General features: G+C 71.8%; 14 protein-coding genes. 4 read left to right on the top strand and 10 right to left on the bottom strand.

Features of this window, described 5'->3' with window-relative positions; all coding sequences use genetic code 11:
• Positions 1-29 precede the first annotated feature (29 nt).
• Entirely contained in the window at positions 30-2,045 is a 2,016-nt protein-coding gene (locus ACQPZF_RS08860) for a PASTA domain-containing protein (RefSeq protein WP_433270117.1), read from the top strand.
• Positions 2,046-2,433: 388 nt separating this feature from the next.
• On the opposite strand, the gene ACQPZF_RS08855 is transcribed toward ACQPZF_RS08860, so the two are convergent.
• Positions 2,434-3,822, bottom strand: coding sequence for a class II 3-deoxy-7-phosphoheptulonate synthase (locus tag ACQPZF_RS08855; RefSeq protein WP_433270115.1), 1,389 nt, complete (start codon positions 3,820-3,822; stop codon positions 2,434-2,436).
• Between the two features lie 64 nt (positions 3,823-3,886).
• Here ACQPZF_RS08855 and ACQPZF_RS08850 point away from each other — a divergent pair, with 64 nt between their 5' ends.
• On the top strand, positions 3,887-5,050 hold the full coding sequence (locus ACQPZF_RS08850) for a DUF2891 family protein (RefSeq protein ID WP_433270113.1): 1,164 nt from the start codon (positions 3,887-3,889) through the stop codon (positions 5,048-5,050).
• A gap of 256 nt (positions 5,051-5,306) precedes the next feature.
• Here ACQPZF_RS08850 and ACQPZF_RS08845 read toward each other — a convergent pair whose 3' ends face one another.
• From ACQPZF_RS08845 to ACQPZF_RS08835, 3 genes are all read right to left on the bottom strand, one after another.
• Positions 5,307-6,332: a 6-phosphofructokinase gene (locus ACQPZF_RS08845; RefSeq protein WP_433270111.1), complete on the bottom strand. Its 1,026-nt coding sequence runs from the start codon at positions 6,330-6,332 to the stop codon at positions 5,307-5,309.
• A 79-nt stretch (positions 6,333-6,411) separates the two neighbouring features.
• The gene (locus tag ACQPZF_RS08840; RefSeq protein ID WP_433270109.1) at positions 6,412-6,924 is read right to left on the bottom strand and encodes a polyadenylate-specific 3'-exoribonuclease AS; all 513 of its coding nucleotides are present in this window, start codon (positions 6,922-6,924) and stop codon (positions 6,412-6,414) included.
• Positions 6,925-6,946: 22 nt separating this feature from the next.
• Positions 6,947-7,678: a lysophospholipid acyltransferase family protein gene (locus ACQPZF_RS08835; RefSeq protein ID WP_433270107.1), complete on the bottom strand. Its 732-nt coding sequence runs from the start codon at positions 7,676-7,678 to the stop codon at positions 6,947-6,949.
• A 202-nt stretch (positions 7,679-7,880) separates the two neighbouring features.
• On the opposite strand from ACQPZF_RS08835, the gene ACQPZF_RS08830 reads away from it, so the two are divergent.
• A complete protein-coding gene (locus ACQPZF_RS08830) occupies positions 7,881-8,342 on the top strand; it encodes a hypothetical protein (RefSeq protein WP_433270105.1) in 462 nt (153 codons plus the stop codon).
• A 14-nt stretch (positions 8,343-8,356) separates the two neighbouring features.
• Here the strand turns inward: ACQPZF_RS08830 and ACQPZF_RS08825 are convergent, their stop codons facing one another.
• From ACQPZF_RS08825 to ACQPZF_RS08800, 6 genes are read right to left on the bottom strand one after another with little or no spacing between them, the layout of a single operon-like run.
• Positions 8,357-9,328: an ROK family glucokinase gene (locus ACQPZF_RS08825; protein WP_433270103.1), complete on the bottom strand. Its 972-nt coding sequence runs from the start codon at positions 9,326-9,328 to the stop codon at positions 8,357-8,359.
• Positions 9,322-9,780, bottom strand: a complete 459-nt coding sequence (locus ACQPZF_RS08820) for a hypothetical protein (protein ID WP_433270101.1) — start codon at positions 9,778-9,780, stop codon at positions 9,322-9,324. The genes ACQPZF_RS08825 and ACQPZF_RS08820 overlap by 7 nt, the downstream gene beginning before the upstream one ends.
• Positions 9,777-10,964: an ArsA family ATPase gene (locus ACQPZF_RS08815; protein ID WP_433270099.1), complete on the bottom strand. Its 1,188-nt coding sequence runs from the start codon at positions 10,962-10,964 to the stop codon at positions 9,777-9,779. The genes ACQPZF_RS08820 and ACQPZF_RS08815 overlap by 4 nt, the downstream gene beginning before the upstream one ends.
• Entirely contained in the window at positions 10,961-11,398 is a 438-nt protein-coding gene (locus ACQPZF_RS08810) for an SRPBCC family protein (RefSeq protein ID WP_433270097.1), read from the bottom strand. Before ACQPZF_RS08810 ends, ACQPZF_RS08815 begins: the two co-directional genes overlap by 4 nt.
• A gap of 27 nt (positions 11,399-11,425) precedes the next feature.
• Positions 11,426-12,214, bottom strand: a complete 789-nt coding sequence (locus ACQPZF_RS08805; protein ID WP_433270095.1) for a metallophosphoesterase family protein — start codon at positions 12,212-12,214, stop codon at positions 11,426-11,428.
• 10 nt (positions 12,215-12,224) lie between these two features.
• Entirely contained in the window at positions 12,225-12,605 is a 381-nt protein-coding gene (locus tag ACQPZF_RS08800) for a polyketide cyclase / dehydrase and lipid transport (RefSeq protein ID WP_433270093.1), read from the bottom strand.
• 111 nt (positions 12,606-12,716) lie between these two features.
• On the opposite strand from ACQPZF_RS08800, the gene ACQPZF_RS08795 reads away from it, so the two are divergent.
• Complete coding sequence (locus ACQPZF_RS08795) at positions 12,717-14,525, top strand: AMP-dependent synthetase/ligase (RefSeq protein ID WP_433270091.1); 1,809 nt, start codon at positions 12,717-12,719, stop codon at positions 14,523-14,525.
• Positions 14,526-14,781 lie beyond the last annotated feature (256 nt).

The following is a 14,781-nucleotide window of genomic DNA, read 5'->3' as shown; positions in this document are numbered from 1 at the left end:
GGCTCAACCCCACCGTACGATCCACGGCTGTGGAAAGGTCGGCGACGAACGTGATCGGCGGGCTGCTCGAACAGCGCTATCGGGTGGGCTCCCTGGTGGCACGTGGTGGCATGTCCACCGTGTACCGGGGTGTCGACACGCGCCTGGAGCGCCCGGTGGCGATCAAGGTCATGGACCCCAGGTTCTCCTCCGACCCGCAGTTCGTGGCCCGGTTCGAGCGCGAGGCGCGCGCCGCGGCCGGGCTGCACCACCCCGGTGTCGTCGCGGTGCACGACCAGGGCATCGACGAGGACCGCGTCTACCTGGTGATGGAGCTGGTCGAGGGCGGCACCCTGCGCGACCTGCTGAACGCGCGCGGCAAGCTGGACGCGCCGCTGGCGCTGACCTTGCTGGAGCGCGTCCTGTCGCCGCTGGCCGCCGCGCACAAGGCCGGGCTCGTGCACCGGGACGTGAAGCCGGAGAACGTGCTGATCGGGCGTGGCGACGTGGTGAAGGTCGCCGACTTCGGGCTGGTCCGGGCGGTGTCGACGCCGGGGGTCACCAGTGACACGACGATCCTGGGCACGGTCGCGTACCTGTCGCCGGAGCAGGTCGCCAAGGGCTCGGCGGACGCGCGCAGCGACGTGTACTCGGCGGGCGTGCTGCTGTACGAGATGCTGACCGGTGCGCCGCCTTACGTGGGCGACACGGCGATCTCCGTCGCCTATCGGCACGTGAACGAGGACGTGCCGCCGGTGACCGGGGTGCCCGCCGAGGTGGCCGAACTGGTGCGGCGGGCGACGCGGCGGGAGCCGTTCCTGCGGCCGGCGGACGCCGACGCGTTCCTGTCCGAGGTGGAGGCGGCACGCGCCCAACTCGGGCTGGCGACCGTGGACGTGCCGGCCGTGGAGTCCTCTTCCGCGCAGTCGGTGGAGCCCAAGACCGAGCGCGTGGTGCCCGTGGGCGTCGGGGCCGTCGCGTACGCCGAAGCGACCGTGCCGGTGCGCAGACCGACCCACACCGGGCCTCAGGGCACCCAGGCGATCCCCCTCGGCGTGCTGACCGAAGCCCCGCCCGCAGCCACGCAGACCGCTGTCGCGCCGCGTCCGGTCCGTCCCGCCCGGCCGAAGCGCCCTCCGAAGAAGAAGACGCCCGAGCAGCTCTACGAGGAGATGCGGGCGCGCAGCAAGAAGCAGTTCATCACGTGGATCAGCGTCGTGGTGGTCGCGGCGATCCTCATCGGCCTGGCGAGTTGGTGGCTGGCGATCGGCCGGGTCACCTCGGTGCCCGACGTGCTCGGCAAGGAGGAGAACGTCGCGGTCGCGGCCATCCAGGAAGCGTCCCTGAAGTCGGCGGTGAGCTCGGAGAACAGCGACAGCGTGCCCAGCGGGCAGGTGCTGCGCACCGAGCCGGCGGCCGGCGTGGAGGCCACCAGGGGCGACCTGGTGCGGGTGGTCGTGTCGCGCGGCAAGCCCGTCGTGCCGCTCGTGCAGCCCGGCGTCGAGGTGGCGGCGGCCGAGCGTGAACTCGCGTCCGTGGGGCTGAAGTCGCAGCTCGACGCGGGTGAGGACGCGTTCAGCGATCGCGTGCCCAAGGGCAAGGTGGTGACGCTGAAGCCCGCGCCCGGCACGCCGGTGCCCATGGGCAGCACGGTGACCATCGTGATCAGCAAGGGCATCCAGCCGAAGCCCGTGCCGAACGTGAAGGGCAAGACGAAGGACGAGGCGTTCGCGGAGCTGTCGGCGGCGGGCTTCGAGCCGATCGAGGGGCCGCAGGAGCCGTCCGGCGAGGTCGACGGCGGGCGGGTGATCCGCACCAACCCGGCGGCGGGGACCACGCTGGGCGCGGACAAGCGGGTGACCGTGGTGATCGCGGCGGACCGCGGTGTGACCGTGCCGAACGTGGAGGGCAAGCGGGTCAAGGAAGCGAAGGAAATCCTGGAGAAGGCCGGGCTGGAGGTGGACGTGCCGTTCAACAACCGCGATCGGGCGAGGGTCGTCAATCAGTCGATCAGGGAAGGCGAACGCGTTCCGAAGGGCACACGGATCACCATCATCGCGGTCTGAATCCCTGATAGGGGGATCTGCTGACACGATCGTGTCCAACGCTCGATTCGAACGCCTGTTCGCCCTACCGTAGCGGCATGAAACCGATCACCGCTCGCACACCGTCCCCGTCCCTGCCCCTTCGCCCGGCCGCGCTCGCGCGGAGAGCCGGCACCCGGCCTCAGGCCGTTCAGCAGTTAACCGGCGCGCGCCCGCCGGGCGGCCTGAGGCGACGACTCGACCGGCCCTCGTCGCACCCCGGTGCGCCCTTGGCCGTCCCATCCGCGGTCCAAGCACTTCCGACCGCGGTTCGCCCCTACACGCAGTTCGCCCACCCGCCGATACGACAATGCCCCGGCGGTCGAGGACTGGGTCCAGGCCCGCCGGGGCACGGTCGAGATCGGTCGGGTCAGCTTCGCAGCATCTCCGCGACCAGGAAGGCGAGTTCCAGCGACTGCTGGGTGTTCAGCCGGGGGTCGCAGGCGGTCTCGTAGCGGCCCGCCAGGTCGGTGTCCGAGATCTCCTGGGCGCCGCCCAGGCACTCCGTGACGTCCTCACCGGTCAGCTCGATGTGGATGCCGCCGGGGTGCGTGCCGAGCCTGCGGTGCACCTCGAAGAAGCCCTGCACCTCGTCCACGATCCGGTCGAAGTGCCGCGTCTTGTACCCGGTGGACGACTCGTGGGTGTTGCCGTGCATCGGGTCGCACTGCCAGATGACCTGGTGGCCGGACGCGGTGACCTTCTCGACGATCGCGGGCAGCACGTCGCGCACCTTGCCGTTGCCCATGCGGCTGATCAGGGTCAGCCGGCCGGCCTGGTGGTACGGGTCGAGCCGCTCGACGTACTCGACCGCCATCTCCGGAGTGGTGGTCGGGCCGATCTTGAGGCCGATCGGGTTGGCGAGCAGCTCGGCGAACGCGATGTGCGCGCCGTCCAGTTGCCGGGTCCGCTCGCCGATCCACAGGAAGTGCGACGACAGGTCGTACAGCTTCGGCTGGTCGCCGTTGGCGTCCAGGCGCAGCAGCGCACGCTCGTAGTCCAACAGGAGCGCCTCGTGCGAGGCGAAGATCTCCGTGGTGTGAAGGGAGCTGTCATCGACACCACACGCTGACATGAACCGCAGGCCCCGGTCGATCTCGCCGGCCAGCGCCTCGTACCTCTCGCCGGCGGGTGAGGTGCGGACGAAGTCCTTGTTCCACTCGTGCAGCCGGTGCAGGTCGGCCATGCCGGCCGTGGTCATCGCCCGCAGCAGGTTCATCGCCGCGCCCGCGTTCGCGTAGGCCCGGATCATCCGCGACGGGTCCGGGATGCGCGCCTCGGGCGTGGTGACCAGCGAGTTGACGATGTCGCCCCGGTAGGACGGCAGGCCGAGCGCGTCGATGTTGGACGAGCGCGGCTTGGCGTACTGGCCCGCGATGCGGCCGATCTTCACCACCGGCAGGCTCGCGCCGTAGGTCAGCACGACCGCCATCTGGAGCAGCGTCCGCACGTTGGCCCGGATGTGCGGCTCGGTGTTGTCCGCGAACGTCTCGGCGCAGTCACCGCCCTGGAGGAGGAACGCCTCGCCACGGGCCACCTCGGCGAGGTTGTCCCGGAGTCGGTCGATCTCGGCGGGCACGGTGATGGGCGGCACGCTCTCCAACACGGCCCGCACCCGGCGCACCTGCTCGGCGTCCGGCCATTCCGGCTGCTGGGCAGCCGGGCGGCCCAGCGCGTCGTCCAGTCGCGTGCGGAGCTCGGGCGGGAGGGGCGGGAGCTCGGGAAGCGTGTCCACGGGCACGTCCACGGTCCAGTTCACGTGTTAAGGGTAGGCGGTCCGCACTGAGAGACGGGCGCGGGTTGGTCTGTGCATGATGTGGGTCATGTCCGCCACCCGAATGGATGACAGCACCGTGGACGACGACACGGCGGCCAGGCTGCTGTCGACGGCGGTGGCGAACCTCCGACGGGACTACCCGGTGCACTGGACGCACCTGATCACCGCCGACGGCGACCTGGTGCCGCAGCGGGCATTGCACCCGGTGTTCGCGGGCTCGCTCGACTGGCACTCGTGCGTGCACCAGACGTGGCTGGCAGTGCGAATGCTGCGCGTCCGCCCACACCTGGCGTGCGCCGACGAGGCACGGCAGGCGCTGGACGAGCTGATCACGCCCGAGGGCTGCCAGACCGAGGCGGACTTCTTCACCGGCCCGAGCGGCGGCTTCTGGGAGCGGCCGTACGGCTGGGCGTGGCTGCTGGTCCTGGACGCCGAACTGCGCACCTGGGCGACGCCATCCCACGCCGACCAACCCGCCGGGCCGCCGACCGAACCGCAAGCCGACCAACAGACCGAGCCGCAGCACACCGGGCGGCCCGTCGGACAGCCACGAACCGCACAGCCGCGAACCGAGCAGCCGACCGACCCGCAAGCCGAGCGGTGGGCACGGCACCTGCGACCGCTGGGCACCGTCCTGCGCGACCGGTACCTGGAGTGGGTGTCCTGCGCCCGACTGCCGGTCCGCGCGGGCACGCACACGAACACCGCGTTCGCCACCGGGATGGTGCTCGACGCCGCGAACGCGGTCGGCGACGCGGAGCTGTCGCGGGCGTGTGTCGAGGCAGCCTTGCGCTGGCACCGCGACGACCGGGACTACGGCGGCTTCGAGCCGGACGCGGCGGACTTCCTGTCCCCCGCGCTGACCGAGGCCGACCTGATGCGCCGGGTGCTGCCGGACTTCCCGTCGTGGTTCGAGGCGTTCCTGCCGAACCTCGGCGAGGCCAGGTGGAAGGTCCTGCGGGAACCCGTACCGATCGACGACCCGGGCGATCCGCACGGCTCACACCTGGCAGGCCTCGCCCTGTCCCGGGCGTGGAACTGGCGGTCGATCGCCGACGCGCTGCCACCCGACCACCGCTACGCGGACCTGGCCCACACCGCCGCGTCCGCGCACGAGAAGGCCGGCCGCCGCTACGTCTTCGGCCACGGTTACTACGCCGAGCACTGGCTGGGCACGTTCGCGGCCTACCTGAGCCTGAACGCGTTCTGACCCACACCGACCCACAGCTCACCCGCCGACCAGCCGGTCGCCCCACCTGCCGAGCAGCCCGTCGCCCCGACTGGCGAGCAGCCGGTCGCCCCACTCGCCGACCAGCCGGTCGCCCCGACTGGCGAGCATGTCCGAAGCCCCTGATGGCGAAGGCGCTCCCAGGCGGATCGGGGGTCCGTCCGGGAGCGCCTTCGGGTCTGCGTCAAGCCCAGCGCAAGCTCCGCACCGGTCTCTGCACCGGCCTCTGCACCGGCTCTCAGCCGAAGAAGACCTCGGCCTCGGCGTAGCGCTCCAACGGGACGGTCTTCAGTTCGGCCGTCGCCTCGGACAGCTTCACCCGCACGATCTCGGTGCCGCGCAGCGCGACCATGACGCCGAAGTCGCCCTCGGCGACCGCGTCGACGGCGTGCAGGCCGAAGCGGGTCGCCAGGACGCGGTCGTACGCCGTCGGGATGCCACCGCGCTGGGTGTGGCCGAGCACGACCGCGCGGGACTCCTTGCCGGTGCGTTGAGCGATCTCCTCGGCCAGCCACGTGCCGACGCCGCCCAGGCGGACGTGGCCGAAGGCGTCCTTCTCGCCCGAGTGCAGCACCTCGGCGCCGCCTTCGGGCACGGCGCCCTCGGCCACGACGATGATCGGCGCGTACTGCTTCTCGAAGCGCCGCTCCACCCACTCGACGACCTTGTCCACGCTGAACTCGCGTTCCGGCACCAGGATCACGTTCGCGCCGCCGGCGAGGCCCGAGTGCAGCGCGATCCAGCCCGCGTGCCGGCCCATGACCTCGACCACCAGGGCGCGGTGGTGGGACTCGGCGGTGGTGCGCAGGCGGTCGATCGACTCGGTCGCGATGTGCACGGCGGTGTCGAAGCCGAACGTGTAGTCGGTCGCGCCGAGGTCGTTGTCGATGGTCTTCGGCACGCCGACCACACCGATGCCGTCGTCGGTGAGGCGCTTGGCGACGCCGAGGGTGTCCTCGCCGCCGATCGCGATCAGCGCGTCGACGCCTTCGCCCGCCAGCACCTTGCGGATCTTGTCGACGCCGCCGTCGACCTTGTACGGGTTGGTGCGCGACGAGCCGAGGATGGTGCCGCCCCTGGTCAGGATGTCCTCGACGTCCTTGAGCCCGATCGGCTTGGTCAGGCCTTCCACCGGGCCCTGCCAGCCGTTGCGGAACCCCACGATCTCCCAGCCGTGGACCTCGACGCCCTTGCGGACCACCGCGCGGATCACCGCGTTCAGGCCGGGGCAGTCACCACCGCCGGTGAGCACACCAATACGCATCTGCTTAGCCAATCTCTTCGTGGCGTGGGTCACCCAAGACTGGCACGACCTGGATCGGTGCAGCAAGCGAGGGGTCCACCTAGCGGACGGCGAATCCCCGGCGCAGCCGTTCGCTCTCGATCACCTTCCAGCGGGCCAGGTTGTGGCGCGCGTCGGCGAGGGCGTCGTGGGCGTCGGCGGGTGGCGTGGGCAGGCGGGGCTTGCCCACGTCCTCCCAGCGCTGGCGCAGGTCCCGGGTGAACCGGGGCAGGCAGCGCGGCAGCGCGGGCATCGGACCCCATAGCTGGGCCAGCGCCACGTGGTCGTAGGCGGCGAACCACGCCCACAGCTCGACGTCGTCCCGGTTGGCCTTGGGGCCGCCGAGGAAGTCCAGCAGGTCCCGGCGGATGCGTTCGCGGCTGCGCCACGACTGGTCCGCGGGCGGCGGGAGCTGGTTGAGCACGTTCGCCCGGACCCACGGTCCGGCTTTCTCCGGGTCGAACTCGGTCGACACGGCGTAGAACTCGCGGCCTTCCTCGTCCACCACCCCGATGGAGACGAGGTCGATCGTCACCCCGTCCTCGATGAACTCACAGTCGTAGAAGAACCGCACCGCGCCAACCTTAAGGTGCGGTTCAGCCGGCCTTCGTCCCGGGCAGGCGATCGACGTCCTTCGCGGGGCTCGGCTCGCCCTGCTCCTCCTTGGCCTTGGCGGCGTACACGTCGACGTACTCCTGGCCGGACAGCTCCATGAGGGCGTACATGATCTCGTCGGTGATGGACCGCAGCACGAACCGGTCGCCGGACAGCCCGGCGTAGCGGGAGAAGTCCAGCGGCTTGCCGATCTTGATCCGGATCGGGTAGGGCCGCCACATCCTGGAACCGATCGGGTTGGCCTTGTCGGTGCCGAACATGGCGATCGGGATGACCGGCGCGCCGGACTCCAGCGCGATCCAGGCGACGCCGACCTTGCCCTTGTACAGCCGGCCGTCTGGCGAGCGGGTGCCCTCGGGGTAGATGCCGAGCAGCTTGCCCTCCCGGACGATCCGCACGCCGGTGTCCAGCGCGCCCTGGGCGGCCGACGCGGAGGACCGGTCGATCGGCACCTGGCCGACGCCGGCGAAGAACCAGCGCTGGAACGCGCCCTTGAGGCCCTTGCCGGTGAAGTACTCGATCTTGGCCGGGAAGGTGACCCGCCGGGAGAGCTTCAGCGGGAGGAAGAACGAATCGGAGACGGCGAGGTGGTTGGACGCCAGGATCGCGCCGCCCTCCTTGGGGATGTTCTCCGCGCCCTCGATAATCCGGGGGCGGAAGAACAGCTTCAGGAGCGGCCCGAGAAAGATGTGTTTCATCAACCAGTAGAGCACTGCTGGGAGCGCCTCCTCGACGTGCCTTGATCCCCGCGGGCCAGCCTACGGAGCCAACCGCACCAGGCACAACGAAGACCCGCGTTCGGGCGGTACGGTCGCAAGTGCCACCGGCTGCCGTAATCCGCAACACAACGGCCTCGTGGGACGATGAAGCCTGGCAGAGGATTGGCCTTCACGACCGGAGGGCTGGAGCACGCCGATGAACTCCCGACGCGACTCGACGGACGGCCCGGAGGACGTGGACGCGACCTTCGCCGAGATCGTGGCCGGCCTGGAACGCGAGGGCGTCGGCAAGACGTGGCCCGACGACGAGGCCGAGGCCCAGGACGACGACGAGGCGGAACCCGCCAAGCCGACCCGCCCGGAAGGCCAACCGGCCGTGGCGACGGCCGAAGAAGACCCGGACGACGATCCGGACGACCACTTCGTCCCCCCGGAGCCGCCCCCGCTGCCGGCGCTGCGGGCAGGCACCATCGCCGCCCTCGTGCTGATCGCGGTGGGCGTGGTCCTGCTGGTGGTGCCCAGCCTGTTCGGCCTGGCCCCGAGGATCGGCACCCCGCTGGCCCTGATCGTGCTGTGCTCCGGCGTCGGCTGGCTGGTCCTGCGCATCCGCAACGGCCCACCGCCCGACTCGGGCTGGGACGACGGCGCGGTCCTCTGACCAGCGCCCGCGGGTCAGCGGCGGCCGTTGCGGGACGAGCGGGAGGTGGCCAGTTCGCGGGCCAGGGTCGCTACGCCGACGATGCCCGCGTCGTCGCCGAGCTGCGCCGTGCGGATGCGGGCCAGTGGGCGGTGGCCGGCGCCGGTCACCACGGTCGCGTAGCGTTCGCGGGCCTCGTCCAGGAACATCGGCGCGGACTCCGAGACCCCTCCGCCGATGACCACCATCTCCGGGTCGTAGACGTCGGCGACCAGCGCCAGGCCCTCGCCCAGCCAGCGGGCCAGGTCGGACATCGCGCGTTTCGCCAGCGGGTCGCCGTCGCGGGCCGCGGCGGCCACCCGCCGGCCCGTCACGACGCGGGAGTCGCTCAAGGCCTCACGCGCCAGCAGGGTCGACCCGCCGGGGTGCCGGGCGAGGAGTTCCACGGCGGTCGTGGTGAGGGCCGTGCCGCTGCAATAGCGCTCCCAGCAGCCGCTCTTGCCGCACGGGCACGGCCTGCCCTCCGGCACCAGGCGCAGGTGGCCGAGTTCCGGCGCCACGCCGTGCGCCCCGCGGAAGACCTTGCCGTCGATGAGCAGCGCACCGCCGATGCCGGTGCCGATGGCGACCAGCGCCACGATCCGGGCGCCCCGCGCCGCGCCGAAGCGGTGTTCGGCCAGCGCCGCCGCGTTGGCGTCGTGTTCCAGCACCACGGGCAGCCCGACGCGCTGCGAGATGCGCTCGGCGACCGGGGCCTGCCGCCACGCCAGGTGCGGCGCGAAGCGGACGGTCCGGCGGTCCGGCGCGACGAAGCCCGCCACGGCCAGTCCGACCGCCGCCACGCGGTGGCGGGTGGCGACCTCCGCCACGGCCGCGCCGATGGCCTCCTCCAACGCACCCTCGCCGGACGGGGTCGCGGCGCGGGCCGTGTCGAGGATCGCCCCGTCGGCGTTCACCACGCCGGCTCGCACGCTGGTTCCGCCGACGTCGACGCCGACAGTCAGCACGGCGTCCGCTTCGTCCCGGGTGACCTGACCACGGGGATGTGCTGCACGCGCGGCCGTGCCGCCGGCGGCTCCTCGCCGGACTCCGAGCCAAATCCCGAGGCGGGTTCCGAGGCAAATCCCGAGGCGGGTTCCGAGCCAAATCCCGAGGCGGGTTCCGGGGCGGAACCCGAGGCGGGTTCCGAGGCGGACGCCGGGGCTGCCTCGGGCTCGGCGAAGGCCGCGCGCAGCACGGCGATCAGGCCCGCCGCGTGCTCGGCGGCACGGGCCGCGAGTTCCGAGCGGTCGCCGCTGACCAGGGCCATCGCGTTGCACAGCGGGCACCAGCCGCAGGTCCGGGAGTCGTGCCCGCCGTCGGCGGCAGCCAGTCTGTGCAGCCACGGCTGGGCGCGGTCGGCCGCCGCGTCCAGCAGCAGGCGCAGTTCCTCGGCGAGTTTCGCGTCCACCGTGCTCACCGCATCCACAGGTCGGGGTCGGGCCGGAACCGTACCGCCAACCCGGTGTCGTCCAGTTCCGCGCCGACCACCACGCACCGCCGCAGCAGCGACGGCAGGCTGATCAGCTTGCGCCGGCCGTCCACGGTCACCGCCAGGTCGTCGCCCACGCGCGCCAGGTCCAGGTCCGAGTCGCCGACCGCCACCGCCAGCCTCAGCTCGTACTCGTCGCCGACCCGCACGACGTCGATCAGCGGCCCGTCCGCGCCGACACCGGCCAGCGGGTCCGCGCCCTGGTAGAGGGCGTCCGCGACCTCCAGCAGCGCCGCCGGCCCGACCGGCTCGCCCGCCCGGTGCTCGACGGTCCGCACCGGCCCGAGGTCGAGGGTCGCCAGCACCGCCTCCTGCTCGGCCCGCCGGGTCCGCAGCCACGTCGCCGCCGGGCCGCGTCCCTCGCCCGGATGCGGCACCAGCCGGTTGGCCACCACCCCGTCCACGCGGATGCCCTGCAACGCGAGCGCGGTCACGGTGCGCCGGGTCTCGGCCGCCACCACCCGTTCGGGGGTGAGCACCAGCCGCACGCTGGTCGATGACGAGGTGAGCAGCCCGCGCAGCTTGTCCAAGCTCTCCGCGAGCCTGCCCAGGGCGTCGGCGGTGGCATCCCACCGCTCGGCCGACGGGGCGCCCGCCAGTCCGGCCAGCAGTCCGCGCACCACCCGGCGGTGGGTGGGGAACAGCCGTTCCAGGTAGGACGAGACGGCTTCGGGCAGCGCCAGCAGCCGCAGCGTCTCCGCCGTCGGGCCGCAGTCCACGACCACGACGTCCCACGGCCCGCCGTTCGCCAGCCGCTGCACCTCGGCGAGCGCCAGCAGCTCCTCGACGCCCGGCAGCACGGTCAGCTCTTCGGCGTCCAGCTCGTCCACGCCCGCGCCGGCCAGCACGGTCCGCAGGTGTCCGCGCAGCTCCCGCCACGTGTCGTCGACCAGCGCGCGCGGGTCGATCTGCGCGGCGTGCAGGCCGGCGTCGATTTCGGTGGCGGTGGAGCCGAGCGCGATGCCGAACGCGTCGCCCAGCGAGTGCGCCGGGTCGGTGGACACGACCAGCGCCTTGCGGCCCCCGGCCGCGAGGGCGACCGAGGTGGCGGCGGCCAGGGTCGTCTTGCCGACCCCTCCCTTGCCGGTGAACAGCAGCAGGCGCGCGCTCATCCAGCGTTTTCCACCCGGCGCTTGAGTTCCTTCAGCGCGGTATCCATGATCATCTTCTCGGCTTTGCGCCGGAACAGGCCGATCATCGGCACCACGAGCTGCACGGACAGCGTGTAGGTCACCTCGGTCGAGCCGCCCCGCTCGGTGAACGCGTAGCTGCCCTCCTGGGACTTCTGCATCTGCCCCTTGACCAGGTGCCACGAGATCCGCTCGGTGGACCACCGGTCGTAGGCCAGCACGTACTCGTCCTTGATCGGGCCCTGGTCGATGTTGAACCTGACCTGCGCCGCGTAGCCGTCCGACCCGGTCTCCAGCACCTCGGTGCGCTTCACCCCGTTGGCCCATTCGGGGTACGCGGCGAAGTCGGCGATCACCGCCACGATCCGCGCAGGCGCCGCGTCGATGACGATGGACTGGGTGGACTCGTCGGCCATGCCGGGCAGGCTACCCGGTGGTTCTGGTCACCAATGCAACACGTGGGGCGTTCCGCTGCGCTGAAAGTGACCGACGTTGACGCATTCAGTCCACCCGACGCGCACCCTGCGCGCCATCGGCTGGTGCACGTGGCCGAACACCGACCAGCGCGGCCGGTCCCGCTCGATCACCTTCAGCAGCGACGTGGAGCCCAGCTCGGGCCGCCGCGCCACCACGTCGTAGGTCAGCTCGGCCACGGCCGGCGGGATGTGCGTGCACAGCACGTCCACCTCGCCCAGGCCGGCCAGCGCCGCGCCGTACTCCTCCTCCGTGCGCAGGTACGGGTACCAGGGCGCGCCGGGCCGCCGCAGGTAGCCGGGCGCGAGCAGCGCGCCGCCGACGAACCCGAACCGCAGGCCGCCGATGTCCGCCGACCCGCCGTCGAGCACGTGCACGCCGTCGTGGGCGAACCGGGGCCACAGCTCGGGGCTGTCGACGTTGCCGGGAGTGGCGTAGGTCGGGGCGCTCATCGCGGCGAACAGCTCGGTGTACTGCTCCAGCACGGCCTCGCGGACCACCGACGCGGCGTCGTCCAGGCTGTCCCACAGCGAGCGGATGTAGCGCACGGTCTCCATGCCCATCCGGCCGCGCCGCAGCCGGGCGAACACCTCGACCTTCTCCGCGCCGAACACCCGGCCCAGGATGCCTTTGCCGTGGTCGTGGTAGTCGACGAAGTCGACCAGGTCCCCCAGGACCACCAGGGCGTCGGCGCCGTCGCCCGCTCGGGCGAGGGCCTCGGCGTTGCCGTGGACATCCGAGACGACGTGAACCCGCACCCCTCGAAATCTACGGCAGCGCGGGCGGGACGCCCGGGGCGCGCCCGCCTTCCAAGGTCGTCTTCAGGCCCAGCGACACCTCTTTGGCGGCGAGCTGGCGGCGGCGCACCTCCCGCCGGACGCGCTTGGGCGACGGCTCGCCGGGCAGGTCCGCGCGGAGGAAGTAGTGCAGCAGGGTGCCGTCGAGCATCGGCTCCAGCCACACCTCCATGGTGCCGACCAGCGCGCCCGCCACGGTCCAGCGCAGGCCCTGCGCGCCCCGGTCGAGGTACACGTCCAGAATGAGGTCGGGCCAGTACGCGGCCCACGCCGACGGCGCCGCGAAGGCGGCGGCGACCACCTCGGGAGGCACTGCGAGAAAGGTCTCGTCCACGACGTCCACGCTCGGCACGGGTGGGAAGAGTGCCACGACACGGTCACGGAACCGCCCACCGGCCTGGTGTATCGCCGGAATCACAGGCTAAGTTTCCCCACCGGTAACAACAACCGTCCGGAGGTCGACGTGCGCGAGTTCAGCGTCCCCGCCACAGCCACTGTGGCTGCCGAGGAGAACCTCACCGACATGGTGTGGGCGAACGCGGAGCGCTTCGGCAACGCCGTCAGCTTGCGCCGCCGCGTGGACGGGACCTGGGTCGACGTGACCGCCCGCGACTTCGCCGCCCAGGTGCTGGCGGTCGCGAAGGGGCTGATCGCGGCGGGTGTCCAGCCCGGCGAGCGGATCGGCCTGATGTCCAAGACGCGGTACGAGTGGACCCTGCTCGACTTCGCGATCTGGCACGCGGGCGGCGTGGTGGTCCCGATCTACGAGACGTCCTCGGCGGAGCAGGTCGAGTGGATCCTGTCCGACTCGTCGGCCAAGGCCGTGTTCGTGGAGACCTCCGCGCACCACGCGACCGTCGACTCGGTCGTCGCGGGCCTGCCCGAGGTGCGCAACGTGTGGCAGGTGGAGGGCCCGAGCGCGGACGTGGCGGGCGCGATCGACGAGCTGACCGCGCTCGGCGCGGCGGTGACCGACGACGAAGCGCGGGCGCGGCGCAAGGAGGTCGGCGCGGACGACACCGCGACCATCGTCTACACCTCCGGCACCACCGGCCGGCCCAAGGGCTGTGAACTCACCCACCGCAACCTGCTGTCCGAGGTGCGGGGCGCGATCGCGGCGTTCCCGCAGCTCATGCAGGCGGGCAACTCGCTGCTGGTGTTCCTGCCGCTGGCCCACATCCTGGCCCGCGCGATCGCCGTCTGCGGCCTGTACACGCGGGTCACGCTGGGTCACACGGCGGACGTCACGCACCTGGTGGACGACCTCCAGTCGTTCCGGCCGACGTTCGTGGTGGCCGTGCCGCGCGTGTTCGAGAAGGTCTACAACGGGGCCAAGCAGAAGGCGCACGCGGCCGGCAAGGGCAAGATCTTCGACGCCGCCGAGGCGACCGCCGTGGCGTACAGCCAGGCGCTGGACTCGGGCAGCGTGGGGCTGGGGCTGAAGCTCAAGCACGCGTTGTTCGGCAAGCTCGTGTACTCGAAGCTGCAGGCGGCGCTGGGCGGACGGTGCATCGCGGCGGTGTCCGGCGGCGCGCCGCTGGGCGAGCGGCTGGCGCACTTCTTCCGGGGCGTGGGCGTGCCGGTGCTGGAGGGCTACGGCCTGACCGAGACCAGCGCGGCGGCGTGCGTGAACACCGAGACGGCGTTCCGGGTGGGCACGGTCGGGCGGCCGGTGGTCGGCACGTCGGTGCGCATCGCGGAGGACGGCGAGATCCTGATCAAGGGCGGCGTGGTGTTCCGCAGCTACTGGAACAACGCGACCGCGACCAAGGAGGCGCTGGAGGACGGCTGGTTCCACACCGGGGACATCGGCGAGCTGGACGGCGACGGCTTCCTGAAGATCACCGGGCGGAAGAAGGAGATCATCGTCACGGCGGGCGGCAAGAACGTGTCGCCGGCGGTGCTCGAAGACCGGCTCCGCGCGCACCCGCTGATCAGCCAGTGCATGGTGGTGGGCGACGCGCAGCCGTTCATCGGCGCGCTGATCACCATCGACCCGGAGTTCTTCCCGTCGTGGAAGGAGCAGCACGGCAAGCCCGCGTCGGCGACCGTGGCGGACCTGGTCGACGACGAGGCGCTGCGCGGCGTCATCCAGGCGGCGGTGGACGACGCCAACCAGGCGGTGTCCAAGGCGGAGGCGATCAAGAAGTTCCGCATCCTGCCGGTCGACTTCACCGAGGCGGGCGGCGAGATGACGCCGAGCCTGAAGCTGCGCCGCTCCGTCGTGGCGAGCACCTACAAGAACGACATCCAAGCGATTTACGCGAACTGAGCCACGGCCCGCTCCGGCGGGCCTACAGTTCCCCGATACAGACGAGTGGCCCGCACCGGCATGGTGCGGGCCACTCGACCCCCAGTGATCGTTATCCGCTGGCGCGGATTCGAGAAGTTTGTTGTCCCGGTCCCCCAACCGGGACGTTGCCAAGACTGCCCGAACGCGCTGTCGTATCGCTGACGCGGCGATGACTCGCGCCGTCAGCGGGCGCTGGGGTCGGGGCCCGCAGGACGGTTCAGTCGAGGGGACGAGG

The sequence above is a fragment of the Actinosynnema sp. CS-041913 genome (genome assembly GCF_050942485.1).
Taxonomy (GTDB): Bacteria; Actinomycetota; Actinomycetes; order Mycobacteriales; family Pseudonocardiaceae; genus Actinosynnema.
This window is presented reverse-complemented; position numbering and strand designations above follow the sequence as displayed.